Source organism: Roseateles chitinivorans, assembly GCF_050632145.1.
In the GTDB taxonomy this organism is placed as follows: Bacteria; Pseudomonadota; Gammaproteobacteria; order Burkholderiales; family Burkholderiaceae_C; genus Roseateles; species Roseateles chitinivorans_B.
In genome coordinates this window covers 1,867,841-1,888,583 of the sequence record NZ_CP192577.1, presented here as the reverse complement: position 1 = coordinate 1,888,583, position 20,743 = coordinate 1,867,841, and the positions used below count along the sequence as shown (strand labels likewise).

The 20,743-nt window shown below is 71.2% G+C and carries 17 protein-coding genes; 12 read left to right on the top strand and 5 right to left on the bottom strand.

Annotated features, from left to right (window positions below; genetic code table 11):
- The first annotated feature begins 50 nt into the window (after window positions 1-50).
- Together pyrF and ACQ86G_RS08665 are read left to right on the top strand one after the other, a co-directional pair.
- Window positions 51-881: an orotidine-5'-phosphate decarboxylase gene (gene pyrF / locus ACQ86G_RS08670; protein WP_431260208.1), complete on the top strand. Its 831-nt coding sequence runs from the start codon at window positions 51-53 to the stop codon at window positions 879-881.
- Between the two features lie 197 nt (window positions 882-1,078).
- Entirely contained in the window at window positions 1,079-4,363 is a 3,285-nt protein-coding gene (locus ACQ86G_RS08665; protein WP_431260207.1) for a PAS domain S-box protein, read from the top strand.
- Here ACQ86G_RS08665 and ACQ86G_RS08660 read toward each other — a convergent pair.
- The 4 genes from ACQ86G_RS08660 to ACQ86G_RS08645 all read right to left on the bottom strand — a co-directional run bounded on the left by ACQ86G_RS08660 (window position 4,350) and on the right by ACQ86G_RS08645 (window position 8,537).
- Window positions 4,350-4,727 (bottom strand): hypothetical protein, encoded by a 378-nt coding sequence (locus tag ACQ86G_RS08660; protein WP_431260206.1) that lies wholly within the window; start codon window positions 4,725-4,727, stop codon window positions 4,350-4,352. The genes ACQ86G_RS08665 and ACQ86G_RS08660 overlap by 14 nt on opposite strands.
- A gap of 42 nt (window positions 4,728-4,769) precedes the next feature.
- Window positions 4,770-5,282: a hypothetical protein gene (locus ACQ86G_RS08655; protein ID WP_431260205.1), complete on the bottom strand. Its 513-nt coding sequence runs from the start codon at window positions 5,280-5,282 to the stop codon at window positions 4,770-4,772.
- A gap of 178 nt (window positions 5,283-5,460) precedes the next feature.
- Window positions 5,461-7,155, bottom strand: a complete 1,695-nt coding sequence (locus ACQ86G_RS08650; protein ID WP_431260204.1) for a hypothetical protein — start codon at window positions 7,153-7,155, stop codon at window positions 5,461-5,463.
- Window positions 7,156-7,217: 62 nt separating this feature from the next.
- Window positions 7,218-8,537 (bottom strand): SPFH domain-containing protein, encoded by a 1,320-nt coding sequence (locus tag ACQ86G_RS08645; RefSeq protein WP_431260203.1) that lies wholly within the window; start codon window positions 8,535-8,537, stop codon window positions 7,218-7,220.
- Window positions 8,538-8,701: 164 nt separating this feature from the next.
- Here ACQ86G_RS08645 and ACQ86G_RS08640 point away from each other — a divergent pair, with 164 nt between their 5' ends.
- From ACQ86G_RS08640 to ypfH, 4 genes are all read left to right on the top strand, one after another.
- Window positions 8,702-9,412 (top strand): response regulator, encoded by a 711-nt coding sequence (locus ACQ86G_RS08640; RefSeq protein ID WP_431260202.1) that lies wholly within the window; start codon window positions 8,702-8,704, stop codon window positions 9,410-9,412.
- A 67-nt stretch (window positions 9,413-9,479) separates the two neighbouring features.
- Window positions 9,480-11,726, top strand: a complete 2,247-nt coding sequence (locus ACQ86G_RS08635; protein ID WP_431260201.1) for an ATP-binding protein — start codon at window positions 9,480-9,482, stop codon at window positions 11,724-11,726.
- A gap of 84 nt (window positions 11,727-11,810) precedes the next feature.
- Entirely contained in the window at window positions 11,811-12,149 is a 339-nt protein-coding gene (locus ACQ86G_RS08630) for a thioredoxin family protein (protein ID WP_431260200.1), read from the top strand.
- A gap of 16 nt (window positions 12,150-12,165) precedes the next feature.
- A complete protein-coding gene (gene ypfH / locus ACQ86G_RS08625) occupies window positions 12,166-12,867 on the top strand; it encodes an esterase (RefSeq protein ID WP_431260199.1) in 702 nt (233 codons plus the stop codon).
- A 57-nt stretch (window positions 12,868-12,924) separates the two neighbouring features.
- On the opposite strand, the gene ACQ86G_RS08620 is transcribed toward ypfH, so the two are convergent.
- Window positions 12,925-14,661: a M14 family metallopeptidase gene (locus ACQ86G_RS08620; protein WP_431260198.1), complete on the bottom strand. Its 1,737-nt coding sequence runs from the start codon at window positions 14,659-14,661 to the stop codon at window positions 12,925-12,927.
- Between the two features lie 229 nt (window positions 14,662-14,890).
- On the opposite strand from ACQ86G_RS08620, the gene ribA reads away from it, so the two are divergent.
- From ribA to ACQ86G_RS08590, 6 genes are all read left to right on the top strand, one after another.
- Window positions 14,891-15,514: a GTP cyclohydrolase II gene (gene ribA, locus ACQ86G_RS08615; protein ID WP_431260197.1), complete on the top strand. Its 624-nt coding sequence runs from the start codon at window positions 14,891-14,893 to the stop codon at window positions 15,512-15,514.
- A gap of 58 nt (window positions 15,515-15,572) precedes the next feature.
- Window positions 15,573-16,094: a hemerythrin domain-containing protein gene (locus ACQ86G_RS08610; protein ID WP_431260196.1), complete on the top strand. Its 522-nt coding sequence runs from the start codon at window positions 15,573-15,575 to the stop codon at window positions 16,092-16,094.
- A gap of 145 nt (window positions 16,095-16,239) precedes the next feature.
- Window positions 16,240-16,731, top strand: coding sequence for a CPBP family glutamic-type intramembrane protease (locus ACQ86G_RS08605; protein WP_431260195.1), 492 nt, complete (start codon window positions 16,240-16,242; stop codon window positions 16,729-16,731).
- Between the two features lie 13 nt (window positions 16,732-16,744).
- Window positions 16,745-19,309, top strand: coding sequence for a choice-of-anchor D domain-containing protein (locus ACQ86G_RS08600; protein ID WP_431260194.1), 2,565 nt, complete (start codon window positions 16,745-16,747; stop codon window positions 19,307-19,309).
- 11 nt (window positions 19,310-19,320) lie between these two features.
- Complete coding sequence (locus ACQ86G_RS08595; protein WP_431260193.1) at window positions 19,321-19,563, top strand: DUF4266 domain-containing protein; 243 nt, start codon at window positions 19,321-19,323, stop codon at window positions 19,561-19,563.
- A 7-nt stretch (window positions 19,564-19,570) separates the two neighbouring features.
- Complete coding sequence (locus ACQ86G_RS08590; protein WP_431260192.1) at window positions 19,571-20,743, top strand: DUF3570 domain-containing protein; 1,173 nt, start codon at window positions 19,571-19,573, stop codon at window positions 20,741-20,743.

Below are 20,743 nucleotides of genomic sequence, written 5' to 3'. Positions count from 1 at the left end.
GGGACGCCGCCCCGGATGTCATCTCAAGCAAAAGCGGGACAATACCGCACATGAAATTCATGTCGAAGCTGCAGGCGGCCGAGCGCCTGAACGACTCCCTGCTGTGCGTCGGGCTGGATCCCGATCCCGCGAAGTTCCCGACCCACTGGAAGGGCGACGCCGGCCGGATCTACGACTTCTGCGCCGCCATCGTCGACGCCACCAAGGACGTGGTGAGCGCGTTCAAGCCGCAGATCGCCTACTTCGCCGCGCACCGCGCCGAGGACCAGCTCGAGCAGCTGATGGCCCACATCCAGCGCAACGCCCCGCACGTCCCGGTGATCCTGGACGCCAAGCGCGGCGACATCGGCGCCACCGCCGAGCAGTACGCCCGCGAAGCCTTCGAACGCTACCAGGCCGACGCGGTGACGCTGTCCCCGTTCATGGGCCGCGACAGCGTCGAGCCCTACCTGCGCTACGCCGACAAGGGCGCCTTCCTGCTGTGCCGCACGTCCAACCCGGGCGGCGACGACTGGCAGATGCAGCGCCTGGCCGACGTGCCGGGCCAGCCGCGCCTGTTCGAGCACCTGGCCGCGCTGGCCGAGGGCGACTGGAACGTCAACGGCCAGCTGGGCCTGGTGGTCGGCGCGACCTATCCGAAGGAGATCGAGCGCGTGCGCGCCCTCGCCCCGACGCTGCCGCTGCTGATCCCGGGCGTCGGCGCCCAGGGTGGCGACGCCGCGGCGACGGTGTCCGCAGGCTGGCGCCAGGGCGGCGGCACGGTGATCGTGAATTCCTCCCGCGCGGTGCTGTACGCGTCCGCCGGCGAGGACTTCGCCGCTGCGGCCCGCCGTGTGGCGCTGGCGACACGCGACGCGCTGCGCCCGGCCGCCGCAGCCTGATCCCCCGGCGGTGACGCCCGCCAACTAGTTGGCAAAAACCTCGAACGCGCACCGAACTGGGCGCGTTTCGGGAATCCACGCCTCTGCAGAACACCCTCGGCTCACCGAGACTCCGTTACCGGACGTTGCAATTCCGGGCTGCCGCTCGCCGATCTGGCATGCCGCTCGCCCCGGACCTTTCCAAGGAGAGAAAGGGCATGTCCATCCATAACGAGTTGGGGCGGGGTCGAGTGAGCAAGGATTCCCAGGACGATCTGAGCAGTCTGGTGGGGCACGAACTGTCGCGCGGCGACAGCCTGCCCGCGAAGCTGCAATGGCGCGCCGCGCGGCTGTTCATGGCCGCCTGCGTGCTGCTGTCCGGCATGGCCGGCCTGATGCTGCTGGCCAGCGCCAGCGCCTCGGAACCCCTGGGCGGCCTGCTGCCGCCCGTCCTGGCGCTGGTGACCACCTTCGCCGGCCTGGCGATGCTCTGGCGCCTGCCGTCCCACCACGGCCCCGCGGCGGCGGTGGCGCTGATGTGCCTGGCGATGGCCACGGCGCTGTCGCTGGCGGTGTCGCGCCAGCTCGGACTCAACGCGGCGAGCCTCGGCATCATGGGCCTGATGGTGGCCCTGGGCACCGGCATGATCGGCCTGGGCGCGGGGCTGTCGCTGTTCGGGCTGGGACTGGCGGCGCTGGGCGGGCTGGCCTCGGCGGAACTGGGCGGCTGGATCCAGGTCGGCGCCGCGCCGGTCGGCCTGACCGCCCGGCTGCTGACGCAACTGCTGCTGCTGACCTCCGGGCTGGTCGTCGGCCTGGGCACGGCCAAGCTGATCCGGCGCGCGATGCAGGAGGTCAGCGACCGCCACGCGCGTTTCCGCCACCTGCTCAACATGGCGGCGGACTGGTACTGGGAAATGGACCGGCAGTTCCGCTTCACGCACCTGACCGAGCACAACCCGGGCTCCTCGGGCCTGTCGATGGCGGAGCGGCTGGGCCGCGCGCCCTGGGAGATCGAGCACCTCGGCCTCTCCGACGAGGAACTCGACGCCCACCGCGCCGATCTCGAATCCCACCGCCCGTTCCGCGGCCTGGTGATGCGCCGCACGTCCGAGGAGGGGCGGCTGCACTACGTGTCGATCAGCGGCGAGCCGCGCTTCGACGCCAAGGGCAACTTCCGCGGCTACTGGGGCGTGGGCCGCGACGTCACCGACGAGGTCCAGACCGAGCAGGCCATGGTGGCCACCGAGACGCGCTACCGCGAGCTCTTCCGCCGTTCGCCGTCGCCGCTGGTGCTGCACCGCTGGGGCCGCGTGATGGACGCCAATCCGGCGGCGATGGCGATGTTCGGCTACACGCAGCGCTCGTCGATGATCGGCCAGGACCTGTTCTCGCACTACGAGCCCGGCGACGAGGAACGCGCCCGCCAGCGCGCGGCCAAGATCGAGGCGATGCCCGTCGGCGCGATGCTGCCGATGACGGAGTTCCGGCTGAGGACCCTGTCGCGCCGGCGCCGCCTGGTGCAGGCGACCAGCGTGCGGGTGGACGCGGCCACCGGTCCGGCGACGCTGTCCTTCTTCATCGACCAGACCGAGACCTCGCGCGCGCAGGACGCGCTGCGCCGTTCGGAGGCGCTGCTGTCGCACCTGTTCGCGACCAGCCCCGACGTGGTCACGCTGACCGAGACGGTCAGCGGCCGCTACGTGATGGTCAACAAGACCTTCGAGCTGGTCAGCGGCTACACCGCCGACGAGGTGCTGGGCCGCAGCTCGGAAGAGCTGGGCATCTGGCAGGACATCGCCGACCGCGAGCGGCTGGTCGAGGCGCTGCGCCAGCACGGTCGCGTCAGCGACCTGCCCGCGAGCTTCGTCAACCGGCGCGGGCAGCCGATCCCGATGCTGCTGTCGGCGGCGCCCTTCGTGATGGACGGGATGTCCTACCTGGTCGTCAATTCGCGCGACGTCAGCGACACCGAGCGCACGCGGCTGGTCCATGCGGCGATCCTGGAGAACGCGTCGATCGGCATCGCGCTGACGCGCGACCAGCACTTCGTGCAGGCCAACCGGCTGGTGGAGGAGATGTTCGGCTGGCCCGCCGGCGGGCTGATCGGCCAGGCCGGCAGCGTGGTGTGGCCCAGCGCGGAGGACTACGACGCCGTCGGCCACGAGCTCGGGCCGCGCCTGGCGGCGGGCGATCAGGTCGAGGTCGAGCGCCTGATGCGGCGTCGCGACGGCAGTCGATTCCTGTGCCGGATCCTGGCGCGGGTCGTGGACCCGAACCACCCGAGCCGCGGCGGCACGATCTGGATCATGGAAGACGTGACCGAGCGCCGGCGCGTCGAGGCCGCGCTGGCGCAGGCCAAGGACGAGGCGCAGGCGGCCAACCGCGCCAAGAGCGCCTTCCTGGCCAACATCAGCCACGAGATCCGCACGCCGCTCAACGGCCTGGTCGGCCTGGCGCGGCTGCTGCAGCAGCCCGACCTGGACGGCGACACGCGCAGCCACTACCTGGACCAGATGGTGGACAGCGCGGAGAGCCTGGCGGGCCTGATGTCGGACATCCTGGACCTGTCCAAGATCGAGGCCGGCCGGCTGACGCTGGAGACGGTGCCCTTCGCGCTGCGCGACATGCTGGCGACGATGCGCATGGGTTACCTGACGCTGGCGCAGGCGCGCGGGCTGGGTTTCAGCATCGACGTCGACGATGCGGTGCCCGCCTGGGTGATCGGCGATCCGGTGCGCACGCGGCAGATCCTGAGCAACTACCTGAGCAACGCGCTGAAGTTCACCGAGCAGGGTCGCGTGGCGGTGCGCGTGCGCCGGATGGACGAGCGGCGCCTGCGCGTCGAGGTGAGCGACACGGGTCCGGGCATCGCCGAGGCCATGCACGAGCGGCTCTTCCAGCCCTTCACGCAGGCCGACGAATCGACCACGCGTCGCTACGGCGGCACAGGGCTGGGCCTGTCGATCTGCCGCGAGTTGGCGACCTTGATGGGCGGCGACGTGGGCGTGGACAGCCAGCCCGGCGCGGGCGCGACCTTCTGGGCCGAGCTGCCGCTGCCCGCGGCGCCGGCGCCGGTGAGCGCGCAGCGTCGCGCGCCGGCGGACGACGCGGAGCTGGCGGGGCGGCGCATCCTGATGGTCGAGGACAACCCGGTGAACATGATGATCGCCGTGGCCATGCTCGAGCAGTGGGGCGCGGAGGTCTCTCAGGCCAGCGACGGCAGCCAGGCGGTGGAGGCGGTGATGGCCGCGGCCAGCATGGGCAAGCCCTTCGACGCGGTGCTGATGGACGTGCAGATGCCGGTCATGAGCGGCCACGAGGCGACACGGCAGCTGCGTCAGCGCTACGACGCGACCGAGCTGCCGATCATCGCGTTGACGGCGGCGGCGCTGGTCCAGGAACGCGACGAGGCGCTCGCCGCCGGGATGAACGAGTTCCTCACCAAGCCGATCGACGCGCAGCGGCTGAGGCAGGTGCTGGTGAAGCTCACGGCGGATTGACCGGGTCAGACGTCTCCACCGGGACGTTCCTGCTGTCCCTGTACTGCCGACGACCTGCCAGCACCCGAAGCTCAGCGCGAACTTGCTGCGACAGATTCATGGCCGCCTCCGCCTCCTTCCGCGTGATGTGCCGCTCGGTCGAGTAGTCAGCATGATTCCTGCTGCGACGTAGGGCGCGCAGCCTCTTGGCCAGACCCTTTTCGCCATCACGTTCGTAATGTTCCTGCGTCCACTGATGAACCATGGGATGTCGCTCGGAAATGCCTGCCATGTCGCGAGCCCTCAAGAACACGCCGTAGTAGGCACGTGACACCGCGCTGCGGTTGCTCGCCTCGTCGTTTCGGGTCCAGAGGTGCCTGGCCACGACGAGGACTTCATCGGGGTCAAAACCGTCATCGTTCAGTCCTCACCTCACCAGATGTCGGTCCTCGAAGCGACCGGGCCAACCATTGGCAAGAGCGACCAGCCACAGACGAGCAATCGCCGGGACGGACTCGTACAAGGCATCGAAGGCTTCGATCTCGGGATAGGGATACTCAGCATCCGGCGCATAGCCGAAGAGCGTGAACTGCAAGCCCAGGTAGTGCTCCTCGGGATCCCTGACCACGTAGACACTGATCTGCCGGTCTCCCGCGCATCGCGCAAGCTCCCGATCGACGACCCAGAAGTCCTCGCGCAGCAGATGCGGATGCTTCTGCGCAAACCACTCGAGGATGTCCTCGTAGTCCTCCGTCCCACGAAGCGCCTGGAGGTTGTACGGCCACTCGCCGGGCGAGCAAGGGTTCATCCACGGCCGGTAGAGATAGGGCTTCTGGCTCTTGCTGTATACCCACACCGGCCGTCCGCGCTCGAGGGACGCCGGCACTGACGCCGGCGCTACCTCCGCGGGCTCGTCTTCGAATTCGATTCGCTGCAACATCGTTTCTGCCTTTCTGCCACCGACCTCATGTCGATGCGATGTATGCATTCTCGAAATCGACTCCCTTTCTGCCATGACTCAAAGTTGTGGGCGGGGCGGGATATGAAGAGGGCCCACCTTCGAGGGATGGGCCCTCTCTTCTATCCACTCCGCGGCGCCATGCGAAATGGAGCAGCCCTCACCTCGCGCTCAGGCTCGTACCCTTCCAATCCGCCGCCTGCCAGCGCTGGAACGCACCGAGCATCGTGACGTCGCCGGCCTGGCGCTTGGTCTCCAGCGTGTCGAGGTCGACCAGTTCGTAGCTGCGCTTGTAGCGGCCTTCGGCGCGGGACTCACGCGCAACCAGCAGCTCCTTGCCGCCGGGCACCCAGCCGGCGAACTCCGCGTAGCCCAGACCCGGCTGTGCCGCCACCGGCGGCAGCACCGACACCTTCCAGCCTTGCGACGTGCGGCGCAGCAGTTGAAGCTCGCGCCAGCCGTCCGCCGGCACCGACGCGATCGCGATCGCATTGCCCTCGCGGTTGATCCGCGCCGAGGCCGTCATCACCAGCCCCCACGCGCAGTGGCGCAGCAGCGGCGGACTGCCTTCCTTCGCGCCGTTCATCGTGAGCACGAGGCAGGTCTCGCCCGGTTGACCGACGGCGACGTTCAGCTTCACCGCCCCCAACGTCTGCTCCAGCGCACCCGCAGGCAGCGCCGCCCAGCGCATCGCGTTGCCGCGCATGGCGGCATCGTTGTAAGCGGGCTGGTCGTCGTCGGACAGCTCAGCAGGCACCACACGCGCGAAGGCTTCGAGCGAGCGGCGCGAGGCGGACGACGACGCGTCCACCTGCAAGGTCGTGGACGAGGCGGCCGGCCCGGTGGCGCTTGCAGTCCCGGCGACGGTCGCTCGGCGCGCACGGATGAACGCCAGACTGCTCCACACGCCCGACTGGCGCATCAGCACGCGGTTGCGCCAATGCGTCGCCAGCGCCGGATCCCGCAGGTCGACCCTGTCGAGGACGTCCGCGCGCCACTGGTCCATCTGCTCTCGCTGAGGCGGCGTCGCCACCGGGTCCAGGCAGTCGACGCGCGTCAGCGACAGCGCGGCGCGCGCCTTCTGCTCCGGTGTCGCGGCCGGCATGGCCAGCACACGCCGGAACGCCTCGCCGTCGTAGCAGAGCTGCATCGCCCCGGCCTCGCGCTCCAGCGTGCGGAAGCGCAGGCCGTAGCGTGCAGCGACGTCGAGCTGCGCGGCGACCTGCGTCTCGGCGGCCGTCGGCGCGACGGTCGCCACGCCGTCCGGGCGGGACTGCGCACGCGAGGCGCGATCGGCCAGCCGCTCGGCCAGCGTGCCCATCGCGTCGAGCGCCTCGGCGCCGTCCGCGCCGTTCATCTGCGCCGCGCTCGCCGCCTGCACATACGCGGCGGCCAGGCCCAGGCCGAGCGACTCCGAGCCCGGTTGCTGGCGCACGACGCGCAGCGCGGCGAGCAGCGCGTCCGGCTGCGCTGCCGGGCCGTTGAGCGGCAGCAGCGCGGTCTTGCGGACGAAACCGCCACGCTCGCGGCGGTAGTCGTAGACCTGGAAGTGGTCCGGGCGCTCGCCACGGATCTCCAGCGCCTCGCCGCGCCAGAGCTGCGCCTGCGCCGGCGACGAGTCCTTCGCCGCCGCGCGCATCGCGACGCTGTCCTGCACCACCAGCGCGGTGCGCGGCGCCGCGTCGTCCGGCGAGACGCGCTTGATCGGCGGCTTCGGCGCGGCATCGCCGGCCGGAGCGGTCGTGGACGCCGCCATCGACGGGGCGGCATCGGCCGGGTGGACGCAGAGCAGTTGAACGGCGACGGCGGCGACGGCGGCGATCGCGGCGGCCATCACGACCTTCAGGCGGCACATGTCGGAACCCTTTCGACTCAGGATCAGGGACGGGACCAGGAACGCGGGGGCACGGTGGCGGCTCATTGCGAGGTCCCCTCGCCTTCGACTTCCGGACGGCCTTCCGGACGCGTCTCCTGCTTCGTCCCCAGCAGCGTCTTGCCGATGAATCCGCCGTCCGACGGCGGCGGCGCGATGATCACCTGCACCTTGTCGGACAGCTTGTCGGCCATGGCCTTCTGGATCAGCAGCGGATGGCGGCTCAGCAGCGCGCCCTCGGCGGCCATCTGGTCGACCGCGACCTTGCCGATGCGCGTCTGGCGATAGGCCTCCGCGTCGGCCAGCTTCTCGCGCGCCTTGGCTTCGCCCTCGGCCTCGATGCCGCGCGCCTGCGCGTTGCCTTCAGCCATGCGGACCCGCGCGACGCGCTCGGCCTCGGCTTCCAGCTGGCGCTGCTCGACCTGGCGCTGCTTGAACGGCAGCACATGCTTCATCGCCTCTTCCTGGCCCTTGGCGGCGATGATCTGCTCGCGCGCCGCAGCTTCCGCGGAGGTCTCGCGACGGACCTTCTCGGCGGCCGCCTCCAGCTCGGTCTGCTTGACCTGCTTCTCCTTGAGCTCCAGCGTGTAGCGCATCTTCTCGCTGGCCAGGCCTTCGGACAGCAGGTTCTCCAGACCCGCGCGGTACTCCTGCGGCAAGTCGACGTTGCCGATCTCCAGGCCGCGCAGCACGATGCCGTCGAGCGCCAGCTTGCGGCGAAGTTCCGACTCCAGCGCGGCCTGGATGGGGCCGCGCTGCGTCGAGAAGATCTCGCGCACCGTGTGCGTCGCGATCTGGCGGTAGACGATGCCCTGCAGCGCGGGCGCGATCACGTCGCCCTCGATGTCGTCGGGCAGCGAGGCGGCGAGCTGCGCCAGCCGCGTCGGATCGACGGTCCAGCGCACCGTCAGGTCCAGGCCCAGCGAGAGACCTTCGAGCGACTGGAGCGGCGCCTCGCCGTCGGCGCGGGCGAAGCGCTCCGGGTGATAGCTGCGGTCGCGCACCGGCAGGTCGCGGACGTCGTGCAGGCCGGGGATCTGGAGCATCGAGCCCGAGCGGGCCTCGGTCACGCCGCCCGTCAGCACGTTGGTGCGCAGGCTGACGGCACCGCGCGGCACCTCATGCACCGGCGGATGCGTCACCAGCAGCGCCACCGCGCCGGCCACGGCGGTCAGGCCGGCCAGCCAGGGCAGGCAGCGGACCAGGCCGGCGCCGGCGCGCTTCAGCGGCGCGCCCAGGCCACCAGCACCGGCACCGGCGCCTTCGCCGCCGAAGTCGGCGCCCTGGCCGCGGCGCGAGAAACCGGGCAGCCGAGCCTTGAGCCGCGCGGCGGCGTTGCGGATCGATTGCAGGCGGTCGTTCATGAGGTCCTCCGGGGTTCCCGTGATTCGGGTGTTGGGATGTCGCTCATGGTCCGGAAAGGCCCCGGAAGCCTCAATGCGGGCGTCGGCGGGTCCCTTCACGGTCCGGAAGAAACCCTCACAGGCCGGTCGCGCCGGTGAACGCCGCGCTGTCGATAATCCGCGCCATGGCCATCCCCAGGAACAAGGTCGCCGTCATCGAGGACGACCGCCCCACCAGCGAGCAGCTCACCGGCTGGATCCGCGCCGCGCGTCCCGAGCTGCAGGTCGACCAGTGGTTCGACCGCGACGCCGCCGAGGCCGCGCTGGCGCGCGAGCGCTACGACATGGTCGTGCTCGACATCGAGCTCGGCCGCGAACGCAACGCCGGCATCGCGCTGATCAACGAGATCAACAAGCTCAACGCCGGCACGCCGGTGCTGGTCGTGTCGGCGATGCCGGCGGCGATCTACCGCGGGATCATGAAGGCGCTGGACGCGTGGGACTACCTGCAGAAGACCAGCTTCGACGAGGCCGAGTTCATCGACACCTTCCTCGACATCCTGCGCGCGGCCCGCGCCCGCGAGGCCGCCGAACCGGTGCCGACCGCCCCGGAGGCGCTGCAGCTGGACCCGCTCTGGCAGCGCAGCCCGCTGTGGAAGGGCCAGCGCATCAACCTGCCGCTGACGGCGCAGCGCATCCTGGCCACGCTCTACCAGCGCGCGCCGCAGGTGGTGTCGTACGAGGAGCTCTACGACGTCGTCAAGAGCGGCCGCACCCGCGACAACGTCCGCAAGCACGTGTCGACGCTGCGCGAGGCGCTGAAGGAGGTCGATCCGTCGTTCGACGCGATCGAGAACGTGCCGATGCGGGGGTTCCGGTGGTCGGGACCGCGATGAGCGACGGCATGGGCGACGGCATGGGCGACGGCATGGGCGACGGCACAGGGACCCACCGGGGCGCCGCATGAAGCTCGGACCGGTCGAGCTGCCCGCGCTGGTCGTGCCGCGCCTGGGCCTGGCGGCGTTCCGCCGTCGCGCGGTCGTGCACCTGGCCTTCCTGCTGCTGGCGCTCGCGACGGTCGGCCTGGTGCTGACGGTGCTGATCGACCAGAAGCAGCGCGCCTACCAGCGCTATGCGCAGGGCTTCCGCCAGTCGCTGTCGGAGATCGTGCTGCAGCTGCGCCATCCGAGCGGTCAGCTGGCGCTGCTCAATCCGTCCATGAGCGCGGGCGACCGCGACGGCCAGGCGCCGGTGCTGCTGCCGTTCTCGGCGATCGACTTCGACGACCAGAACAAGGCGCAGCGTGCCGTCGAGATGGCCGGCTGCGGCCTGCGCTGGCCCGACGGCGCGAGCCTGTGCGCGGCCGTCGGCGCGAATGCCTATGCGGGCGGCTTCCTGTACCTGGTCGGCAGCCTGGAGAGCGGCCCGCTCGCCGGCCGAGAGCACGGCGCGCTGGACTTGAGCGGCGTGCACCGCGCCCGCGTGACCTTGAAGTTGCGCGGCGGCACGCAGACGTGGATCGCGCCGTTCGAGGGCGCGGCCGCGGCCGACGGCACGCAGCGTGGACGCCTGACCGGTTTCCTCGGCGCGGGTCCGCAACTGCCCGGCAAGGCGCGCCCGGTGCGCGAGTTCCGCGGCTGGCTCTGGCGCGAAGGCCCTTGCGCCGAAGGCAGCAGCGGTCCGGACTGCGCGCGGCGCACCTTCTATTCGATCCGGCTGCCGGTGGAGGCGTTCCAGGACGCGCTCTTCGACGACGCCGGCCGCCGCGCCCGGCCGGTGTGGCCGCCGGCGGACCTCGACCAGATGCGGGTGCGGGTGGAGCTGCTCGGCCCGTCCGAATCCACCGGTCCCGCTTCACCGTCCACCGCCTCGGCGTCCGATGCCGTGCCCGCCGGGGCGACGGCCTCCGGGGCGGGCACCGCATCGGCATCGGCATCGCCGCCCCTCCTGTTCGACAGCGCCCGGCCGGGCGCCTCGCTGGCGCTGTCGCTGGACAAGATCGGCGCCTCGCTGCAGCCGGGCGAGACGCTGCGCATCGAGCGCCTGGGCAAGCAGGCGGCGACGATCGCCGAGCGTCGCGGCCCGGAGCTGTCGGAGCGTGCGCTGCCCTGGCTGATCCACGTGATGCGACGCCTGCCGGTGCAGGGCGAGATCCTGGGCGTCGGTGCCGGCACCGATGCGGCCGAGGTGCGCTGGCTGACCGCATCCGACGACGTGTCGACGACCAGCGGCCGCTACCGGCTCGACCTGCGTGGAGACCTGCGCAGCCTCGATCGTCAGCTCGCGCTCGAGGCGCGGCCGCTGGCCTGGCTGGCGGCGGCGATGCTGTCGGCCATCGCGCTCGCCTGGCTGATGGTGGAACTCGGCCTGATCCGCGGCATCGCGGTGCTGACCCGGCGCGCGGCCGCCGTCTCCTACAACATGCAGGACGCGCGGGCGGACCAGCGCATCGGCGAGCTCGACGTGGCCGACCTGCGCGGCCGCGACGAGCTGGGCATCCTGGCCGGCAGCCTGGCCGACGCGCTGACCCGGGTGAAGGACGGCCTGCGCCGCGAGCAGCTGCGGGCCGAGCGCGAACGCGAGATGTGGCACGCGGTCGGACACGAGATCATGTCGCCGCTGCAGTCGCTGATGGTGCTGCACGGCGCGGGCGACGATCCCAGCCACCGCTACGTGCAGCGGATGCAGCAGGCGGTGAAGGTGCTGTACGGCAGCGCACCGCCGAGCGAGGCGCTGGCCTCGGCCGACCTGCACACGGAGGCGCTGGACCTGGCGGCCTTCTGCCGCGAGGTGGCCGCGAACGCGCACTACGCCGGCATCGATCACGTCAGCTTCGAGACCGCCCTGCCCGAGCCGCAGCCGGTGCACGCGGAGGCCTACGCGCTGGAGGACGCCGTCACGCACGTGCTGCGCAACGCGGACCGCTACCGGCCTGGAGGCACGCCCATTGCCATCACGCTGGAGGCGGGCGAGCCCGGTTTCGTCCTGCTGCGCATCCGCAACCAGGGACCGCACATCGATGCGGCGATGCTCGAACAGATCTTCGAGTACGGCGTCTCCGACACCGCCCCGCAGGTCAACGGGGAACGCCGCGGCCAGGGGCTCTTCGTCGCGAAGACCTACCTGGCGAAGATGGATGGCAGCATCCGGGCATTCAATGTGCCGGAAGGCGTGGTGTTCGAGATGAGCCTGCGCCGCGCCGCGGCGTGACCGGCGCCGTCCGGGCCGCGCCGCCGGGGCCGGTCTGTCCGTGCGGCGGCGTCCCACCGATCCAGGAGATCAAGGAGTTATCCCATGCCGATGAATCCCCACTACGCACTGACCGAGCCGATCCGCGATGCCGTCGATACGCTGTCGAAGGAGCATCCGCTGCTGGTCGAGTTCGGCGCCTCCTGGTGCCCCATCTGCGAGGCCGCGCAGCCCTTGCTGGAACAGGCCTTCGACGGACGGCACGCGATGGTCCAGCACATCAAGGTCGAGGACGGCAAGGGCCAGGCGCTGGGGCGCTCGTTCAAGGTCAAGCTGTGGCCGACGCTGATCTTCCTGCGCGACGGACAGGAGGTGGAGCGCCTGGTCAGGCCCACCAGCGCCGCGGATATCCGGGCCGCGCTGGAGCGCATCGACAGGACGTGACGGACAATCGCGGCCCATGACCCAAGCCCATGTGCTGCTCCCCAAGGACGGAGCCCCCGACCTGCTGTTCGTGCTGCTGCACGGTGCCGGCGGCGACGCCGAACAGATGCGCCCGCTCGCCGAGGCGCTGCACCGCCAGTACCCTCGCGCGGCGCTGGTGCTGCCCGAGGGCTTCCAGCCCTTCGACGCCATCCCGGGCGGCGGCGCGGGCTTCCAGTGGTACTCCGAGCAGGGCGATGACGCGGCCAAGGCGGCGCGCCTGACCGAGGCGGTGCCGTCCCTGGTCGCGCTGGTGCGCGGCTGGGCGGAGAAGCTCGACCTGGAATGGGGGCGGGTGGCGCTGGGCGGGTTCTCGCAGGGCGCGATCCTGGCGCTGGAGGCGTTGCAGCAGGAAGCGCAGCTGGCGGGGCGCGTGCTCGCCTTCGGTGGCGCGTATGCGTACTGGCCGCAGCAGGCGCCGAAGGATGTGTCCATCCATCTGCTGCACGGCAAGGACGACAGCGAGCTGCCCTATCCCGCGCTGCTGAACGCGGCGCGCGAGCTGATGTCGCTCGGCGCCGACATCACGGCGGACGTGCTCCCGAATGTCGGCCATGAGCTGCATCCGGCGCTCATCGAGCGCGCGATGGAGCAGCTGAGGACGTTCATTCCCGCGCGCCTGTGGCGCGAGGCCGTGATCGCGGCGGCCGAGCAGGACAAGAACGAGCCCATGCACTGACTTGACCCTCTCCCGCTGGCGGGAGAGAGCGTTGCGGTCGAGGCAGGACGACCCGCGTCAATCGAGCGTGACCTCGGTCCTCACGGTGCCGGCGCGGTCGGCCCACGCGGCGAGGCTGATGCGCGTGCCCTGCGGCGCTCTCACGACCCACTCGCCGTAGGCGCGATCGCCGGTGATGTCTCGCTCCGGCAGGAAGGCGAGCTGCGTCTGCTTCGGCGCGTGGCCCTCGAGCTGCGGCCCTTCCATGCGCGGCTTGCCGCTGACCAGCCCGACCTCCGGATCCACCGGCAGGAAGATCTCGAACATCACGCCGCGCGTCTGCTTGCGCGCCAGCGCCTGCTTGGTGACGTAGGCCGGCAGCCAGCCGCTGTTCCCCACCGCCATGCGCACCCGCCACGTGTCCGGCCCGAGCGCGCGCACCTCCGTGCGCAGCAACTCCAGCTTCGGCAGGCTCAGCGCGATCTGGTTCATCCATGCCGGGAAGCGCGCAGCCTCGCGCTCGCGCAGGTGCGGCGGCGGGTTGCGCCAGAAGTTCATCTTGTCCCAGCCGCCGATCTCCACCGGCCCCAGCTGCGGATGCATGAACGAGGTCCACTCGACGTGCGCCTGGCCGCCGCAATGCTCGTCGCTCCACTTCAGCAGCTTGAGGTCGTCCTCCACCGGATGGTCGCGGAACCAGTCGATCCACTTGTAGCCGGTGATGCCCGCCTCCTTGTTGGGCGACCACAGCTCCACCACCCAGAACAGCGCGCCCAGGTGCTCGTAGACCCAGTCCTGCGTCCCGGTGATCACTTCCTTGGGGTGGTACTTGAACTCGTGCCAGATGCTCACCGCCGGGTAGCCGGTGTGCTGCTCGCCGAGCTTGGAGAAACGCTGGAAGGCCCAGAGGTCCTCCGGCGGCATCTCGTCGTCGCTGCGCGTGCCGCAGGGCCGCAGGATCACGCCGCTGTGCGTGTGGAAGCTGATCGCCGCGCCGATGTTGGGATGGCCGACCATGAAGTCCACCATCGCGCGCACCTCGGGCTCGCTGGTCGGGTACGGGCCCGCGCCGACCTGCTCGAACTCCTGCCGCCAGCCGGCGGGGAAGTTGCGGTTCAGGTCCAGGCCTTCGCTGTCGCGGTTGACCTTGATGCTGAAGCCGTCGTGGTTGATGACCAGCCCCTCGGGCATCAGGCGGTAGTACTCGCCGCCGAACTCGCCGGGCTGGCGCGGGACCATCAGGCGCGGATCGTCCGCATGCTTCTTGTAGCCGCCGTGCGGATCGGCGACGCGCATCGTCAGGATGCGGCCGTCGCCGTCGATGTCCTCGACGCTCAGGCCCTCGACCGGTTCCTCGTCGAACGGATAGGGCCGTGTCGACGAGCGGATGTGACGCGGCCGGTCGGCCAGCGCGAGCTCCGCGCCGTCCGGGTTCAGGCGCGGCACCATGTAGATCGTGCGCGTGTCCAGCAGATGCGTGGCCTGCGGATCCGTGCCGTACTTGCTCAGCAGGTCGTGCAGGTAGTACAGGCAGGTCGTGCAGGCGGTGAGCTCCGCGGCGTGGATGTTGCCGTCGATCCAGAACGCGGGCTTCTCGACGTCGATGCCGGTGGCGGTGTTGGTCAGGATCAGGACCCAGATCTCGCGGCCCTCGAAGCTCTTGCCGAGCGAGCGCACCGACACCAGGTTGGGACAGGCCTCCGCGTAGCTGAACAGCAGTTGCGTGAGCGCCTCGTAGCGCGGGAATTCGTCGAAGCGCGGCGTCGGCAGCATCGGGGTGGATGCAGGCGCGGCGGCGGGCGGGAGAGCGGTCATGGGCGTCCCAGGGGCGGTATCGGTGCGACCGATTTTGCATGCCCACGCCCCTGCGACCGAGAGGCCTCTCCACGACGGGACAGCGCGTTTTCCCTGAGACGGGTTAAATTGCTGCCCTTGCGGTGGTGTATCCGATACCGGATAGGCGAGTACCGCACGACATGAACGAACGATCGAATGAACGACGCCACCCGGCGGTCCGCGAGGACGCCGGCGCGAAGCTGGAGAGATGGCTGTGAATCACTGCGAGAAGATCCCCTTGGGGACGCAAGGGGCGACCGAGTGGGAAGTGGTGCACCTGCCGTCCACGCTGGGCGACTTCCAGGCGCGGGCCTTCCGCAGCCCGGCGACGGGCTCGGAGCACCTGGTGCTGTCGGTCGGTCCGCTGCAGGAGCGCGGCGGCCTGCTGCGCGTGCACAGCGAGTGCCTGACCGGCGACGTCTTCCAGTCGCTGCGCTGCGACTGCGGTCCGCAGCTGCAGGGCGCGCTGGACCTGCTGAAGGACGAGGGCGGCATCGTCATCTACATGCGCGGCCATGAAGGCCGCGGCATCGGCCTGGTCGAGAAGCTGCGCGCCTACGCGCTGCAGGAAGCCGGCGTCGACACCATCGACGCCAACCTGCGCCTGGGCCACGCCGAGGACGAGCGCGACTACGCCGACGCCATCGACATCCTGTGCCTGCTGGGCGTCAAGAGCGTCCGGCTGATCACCAACAACCCGCAGAAGCGCGACGCGCTCGTGGAAGGCGGCATCGAGGTCGAGGCGCTGGTGCCGCTGCGCATCGCGGCGAACCCGCACAACGAGCGCTACCTCGAGACCAAGCGCAAGCGGATGGGGCACTACCTGGAGTGATGCGGCCGCGTCCGGGAACCAGCCTGGAGTACCTCGGAACGACGCGGGACCTCCCTCCATGAATCTCCTGCACGCCTCCCCCGCCGCGGGTTTCGACGAGCCCTTCGCGCTGATGGCCGCGTGCCATGAACGGATGGAGCGGACGCTGGACCTGCTCGAACGCCTCGGCGCGCATGTGGCCACGCACGGCTGCGACGCGCAGGCGACGGACGCCGCGAAGGACGTGCTGCGCTACTTCACGATCGCCGCGCCGCTGCATCACGAGGACGAGGAACTGCACGTCTTTCCGCGCCTGCGCGAGCAGGGAAACGGCGAGCTCGCCGATCGCCTGCTGGCGGACCATCGGGAGATGGAGACGCGCTGGGCCGCGATCGTCCCGGACCTGACGGCGATCCGTGACGGATCGATGCCCGGCGGGACGCTGGCCGCCGCGCGTGAGCGTTCGCAGACCTTCGCCACGCTGTACCGGCGTCACATCGACGCCGAGGACCACGACGCGTATCCGGCGGCGAGCGCGGCAACACCTGACCCCGAGCAGCGGCTCATGGGCGAGGAAATGGCCGGCCGACGACGCGGCTGAACGGCTCGCCCCGGACGACGGCCCTGAGCCCGAGCCCGAGCCCGAGCCCGTTTGTGACCAACTCGTAACGCCTCTGCGCGTTCGCAACCTTTCTTCCGCGCGCCGGCACCTACGCAGAACCCCTGCGTGAATTTCCGCCGCGCCCATGCCGCCCTTCCTCCCCGTCGCCGTCCCCTGGGACGTCGTGCTCCGGCAACTCCTGCTCGCGCCCTGCTTCGAAGAGGTCCTCTTCCGGCTCGGGCTCCAGGAGCGGCTGTCGACCGCACGCGCCGCCGCCGCGCGGCGCCATGCCGTCGTGCTGACCGCGCTCGCCTTCGGCGCGGCGCACGCGATCGTGCTCGCCATCGTCACGCCCGCGCCGCCGCTTTCCGCGCTGCTGCTGGCGCTCGCCACCGCCGTGCCCGCCTGGTGGATCGGCCGCGGCTACCGACGACACCGTTCGCTGCCCCGCTGCATCGCCTGGCATGCGGGCTTCAACGCCTGCTGGCTGCTCGCGGCGCCCGCGCTGCTGCCACTGCTCCTGTCGACGCCAGCGCCCGATGCGCCGCTGTCGTCGACCGTTTCCGCTTCCGCACCCGCACCCGAGGCGCCGCTGTCGTCGACCGCGTCGGTTTCCGCTTCCCTCTCTTCATCCTGACGAGGCTCCCGCCATGACCCTTCCCCTGCGCACCGCCCTTCCCGGCGCGATCGTCGCGACTGTCGCCCTCACGGCCGCGGTCCTGGCGGGTCCCGCCTTCGCCGCCGACCCCGTCGCCGGCCAGTCCAGGTTCTCGCAGGTCTGCGCCGCCTGCCACACGGTGGCGTCCACCGCCGTCGTCGACCGCGGCCGCAACAGCCCCGCGATGATCCAGAACGCCATCAACACGATCCCGCAGATGAGCGGCGTCGGTGGGGCCGTCTCGGCGGCGGACATCGCCAACATCGCCGCCTACCTCGGCAACTCGCCCTCCTCGATCAGCTTCGCGCAGACCGCCGTCGGGCAGTCCAGCGCGGTCTCCACCATCACGATCAGCGCCAGCCGCATCGCCGCGCTCGGCAGCCTCTCCGCGGTCGCCAGCGGCGACTTCGCCGTGCAGGGCGGTTCCTGCGGCACGACCGTGCCCGCGGGCACCAGCTGCACCGTCGGCGTCGTCTTCCACCCGACCGCCGCCGGGGCCCGCAACGGCGCGCTGACGATCAGCCACAACGGCATCTCGACGCCCATCCCCATCGCGCTCGCCGGCACCGCCAACGTCACGCTGACGGCCGTGCTCTCCGCCGACGCCGCCGCGCTCGACTTCGGCAACCAGCCGCTGGCCAGCGCCTCCGCCGCACGCACCGTCACGCTGAGCAACACCGGCACCGCCTCGCTGGACTTCAGCAGCATCGGCGTCACCGGCGCAAACGCCGCCGACTTCACCCGCGGCGGCAGCTGTGCCGTCGGCACGCCGCTGGCCGTCGGCGCGAACTGCACCGTCACCGCCACCTTCGCGCCGGCCGCGACCGGCGCACGCACCGCCACGCTGGCCGTCGCCGCGATCGCGCCCACCGCCGGCAACGCCACCGCCAACGTCAACATCGCCATGAGCGGCACCGGCCAGGCGCAGCCCACGCCGGTCTCCTCGCTGTCGACCGCGCAGCTCGGCTTCGGCGCCCTGACCGTCGGACGGACCAGCGCCGCGCAGACGGTCACCGTCTCCAACACCGGCAACGCCGCGCTCACCTTCAGCACCATCGCCGCCACGGGGCCGTTCACCACGACCGACACCTGCAGCGGCGGCGTGCCCGCCGGCGGCACCTGCGCCGTCGCGGTCCGCTTCGCCCCCGCCGGTGCCGGCGCGGCGACCGGCTCCCTGACCCTCACCAGCAACGCGGCCGCCTCCCCGCAGGCCGTCGCGCTGAGCGGCACGGGCGTGCTCACCAACACGCCGATCCTGGTCTGGACCGCCGCGACCAGCGCCGACTTCGGCACCGTCACGATGGGCGCGGACGGCGGCCTCAAGCACTTCACGCTGAGCAACACCGGCGACGTCGCCGCCACGCTGGGCAGCTTCGCGCTCGCCGGCGAGGCCGCGGCCGACTACCGCGTCGACACGAGTTCCACCTGCACCGCCGGCGCCTCGCTGGCGGTCGGCGCCGACTGCGACCTCGCGATCGGCTTCAGCCCGCGCGGTGTCGGTGCCCGCGCCGCCACCGCCGCGGTGGTTGCCGACAACGCCTCGTTGCCCGCGCCGCTGACGCTGACCGGTGTCGGCCTCGCGCCGCCGCAACCGGCGCTGCAGCTGTCGGTGACCTCGCTGGACTTCGGCCCTGCGGACACGAACGGCCGACCGCTGACGCTGACCAACAGCGGCGCCGGCGTGCTGCACGTCAGCGCGTTGAGCGTGGACAGCGCCCGCTTCTCGATCGACACCACCGGCACCAACGCCTGCGGCGCCGCGCCCTTCACCGTCCAGCCCGGCGCGAACTGCCAGGTCACGCTGCGCTGGCTGGGCGCCGCCGCGGCCGCCTCCGCGCCCACGGGCACGGACACCGGCACGCTCACGCTGCAAGGTGACATGACGCCCGCCACGGCGACGGTCGCGCTGCGCGGCGCGCCGGGCAGCACGGAAGCGTCGAACAGCGGCGGCGGCGGTTGCACGATCGGTGCCGGCACCGGCGCCGCGGACCCGTTGCTGCTGGTGATGGCGGGGCTCTCCGCGTTGATCCTGTGGCGTCGCCGCAGCGCGCGTGCAACGCCCCTCGCGCTGGCCGCTGCGGGCTTGGCGACGGCGCTGTCGTTCACGCCGATGGAGGCATCGGCCGCGGACATCGGCCAGCCGCTCCCCGTCGCGAACGTCCCGAGCGCGGACGGCGCGCCGGTGCCGCTGCACGACGGCAAGGCCAAGGTGACCTACGTCGACTTCTGGGCCTCCTGGTGCGGCCCGTGCCGCCAGTCCTTCCCGTGGATGAACCGCATGCAGGCCAAGTACGGCGCGCAGGGTCTGCGCATCGTCGCCGTGAACCTGGACGCGAGCCGCGCGGACGCCCAGGCCTTCCTCAAGGAAGTGCCGGCCAACGTCTCGCTGGGCTTCGACCCGAAGGGCGACTCGGCCCGCCGTGTCGGCGTGCGGACGATGCCGAGCTCCGTGCTGCTGGGTCCGGACGGACGCGTGCTGATGCAGCACAGCGGTTTCCGCGCCGAGGACGAGGCTGAACTTGAAGCCCGCATCGCCGCCGCGCTGAAGACCTCTTGAAGGAGATACCGATGTCCCTGACTTCCTCCTGGCGCCGCCGCGCGCCGGCCGCGATCGCCGCGCTGATCGCGGTCGCCAGCACCGGCTGCGCGATGCAGCCTCCCCAAGCCTGGGAGAAGGGCGCCCTCGCCCGCCCCGAGATGACGATGGGCGGCGACGTCCTCGGCGACCGCTTCGCGCAGCACATCTACACGAGCAAGGAGAACGCCTCCGGCGGCAATGGCGTGGGAGGAGGTGGCTGTGGCTGCAACTGAGCACGACATGACCACGGACGACCCCCTGGCCGCCCCGCAGGACACCGGCAGCCACCGCAGCGCCTGGGGCGGCGTGCTCGCCGCCGCGCTGCTGCTCCCGGGTCTGCAGGCCCCGGCGCTCGCCGAGACCCCGCCCGAGCAGGCCGAGATGTCCGTCAAGCTGCTCCACTACCGCGACCGCCAGCCGGGCTTCGACCGGATCAAGGTCACGGCGCCGTCGGTCTACCTGATGGTGCCGGTCGCGGGCCGCTGGTCCGTCGAGGGCTCGCTGGTGAACGACAGCGTCTCCGGCGCCTCGCCGCGGTATCACAGCGCGGTCTCCGGCGCCTCGCGGCTGGAGGAGACCCGCAAGGCCAGCGACATCCAGGTCACCCGCTACGACGACCGCGATGCCTGGTCGCTCGGCGCCGCGTACTCGACCGAGCATGACTACCGCTCGCGCACCGTGTCCGCCGGCTATCGCCGTTCCAGCGAGGACAACAACACCACCTGGAACATCGGCGCCGCCTTCAGCGACGACTGGATCGGCTCCTCCGACGACCCGACGCTCAGCCGCGGCCGCAACACGACGCAGCTGACCGCCGGCGTGACGCAGGCCTGGACGGCGGTGGACCTGGTGCAGCTCAGCCTCGGCGCGAGCTGGGGCCACGGCATGTACTCGGACCCGTACAAGTTCCCGGACCGTCGCCCCGACCGCCGCGAGCAGTACACGCTGATGACGCGTTGGAATCATCACTTCACCGACTGGAAGGCGACGCTGCGCAGCAGCTGGCGCTATTACGCCGACAGCTTCGGCGTGCGCGCCAACACGCTGGAAACGGCGTGGGTGCAGCCGCTGTCCGGCGGATGGACGCTGACGCCGTCGCTGCGCTACACGACGCAGCGCGCCGCCAAGTTCTATTACGACCCGGTCTACGACGCCGCGCTCGGCGCGCCGCTGCCGCCGGGCTACACGGCGACCTCGCCGCAATACCTGTCCCCGGACCAGCGGCTGTCCGCCTTCGGTGCGATCACCGTCGGGATGAAGGTCGCCTACGAGATCGCACCCCGCTGGACCGCCGACCTGAGCCTCGAGCACTACGAACAGCGCGCCGCCTGGCGCCTGGGCGGCAGCGGCTCGCCGGGGCTGGACCGCTTCCAGGCCGACTGGCTGCAGGTCGGCCTGTCCCACCGGTTCTGA

What these genes read in the sequence shown, in the direction of transcription:
- pyrF (WP_431260208.1), top strand. Translation starts at nt 51, where the DNA reads ATGAAATTCATGTCGAAGCTGCAGGCGGCCGAGCGCCTGAACGACTCC.
- ACQ86G_RS08665 (WP_431260207.1), top strand. Translation starts at nt 1,079, where the DNA reads ATGTCCATCCATAACGAGTTGGGGCGGGGTCGAGTGAGCAAGGATTCC.
- ACQ86G_RS08655 (WP_431260205.1), bottom strand. Translation starts at nt 5,282, where the DNA reads ATGTTGCAGCGAATCGAATTCGAAGACGAGCCCGCGGAGGTAGCGCCG.
- ACQ86G_RS08650 (WP_431260204.1), bottom strand. Translation starts at nt 7,155, where the DNA reads ATGTGCCGCCTGAAGGTCGTGATGGCCGCCGCGATCGCCGCCGTCGCC.
- ACQ86G_RS08645 (WP_431260203.1), bottom strand. Translation starts at nt 8,537, where the DNA reads ATGAACGACCGCCTGCAATCGATCCGCAACGCCGCCGCGCGGCTCAAG.
- ACQ86G_RS08640 (WP_431260202.1), top strand. Translation starts at nt 8,702, where the DNA reads ATGGCCATCCCCAGGAACAAGGTCGCCGTCATCGAGGACGACCGCCCC.
- ACQ86G_RS08635 (WP_431260201.1), top strand. Translation starts at nt 9,480, where the DNA reads ATGAAGCTCGGACCGGTCGAGCTGCCCGCGCTGGTCGTGCCGCGCCTG.
- ACQ86G_RS08630 (WP_431260200.1), top strand. Translation starts at nt 11,811, where the DNA reads ATGCCGATGAATCCCCACTACGCACTGACCGAGCCGATCCGCGATGCC.
- ypfH (WP_431260199.1), top strand. Translation starts at nt 12,166, where the DNA reads ATGACCCAAGCCCATGTGCTGCTCCCCAAGGACGGAGCCCCCGACCTG.
- ACQ86G_RS08620 (WP_431260198.1), bottom strand. Translation starts at nt 14,661, where the DNA reads ATGACCGCTCTCCCGCCCGCCGCCGCGCCTGCATCCACCCCGATGCTG.
- ribA (WP_431260197.1), top strand. Translation starts at nt 14,891, where the DNA reads ATGGCTGTGAATCACTGCGAGAAGATCCCCTTGGGGACGCAAGGGGCG.
- ACQ86G_RS08610 (WP_431260196.1), top strand. Translation starts at nt 15,573, where the DNA reads ATGAATCTCCTGCACGCCTCCCCCGCCGCGGGTTTCGACGAGCCCTTC.
- ACQ86G_RS08605 (WP_431260195.1), top strand. Translation starts at nt 16,240, where the DNA reads ATGCCGCCCTTCCTCCCCGTCGCCGTCCCCTGGGACGTCGTGCTCCGG.
- ACQ86G_RS08600 (WP_431260194.1), top strand. Translation starts at nt 16,745, where the DNA reads ATGACCCTTCCCCTGCGCACCGCCCTTCCCGGCGCGATCGTCGCGACT.
- ACQ86G_RS08595 (WP_431260193.1), top strand. Translation starts at nt 19,321, where the DNA reads ATGTCCCTGACTTCCTCCTGGCGCCGCCGCGCGCCGGCCGCGATCGCC.
- ACQ86G_RS08590 (WP_431260192.1), top strand. Translation starts at nt 19,571, where the DNA reads ATGACCACGGACGACCCCCTGGCCGCCCCGCAGGACACCGGCAGCCAC.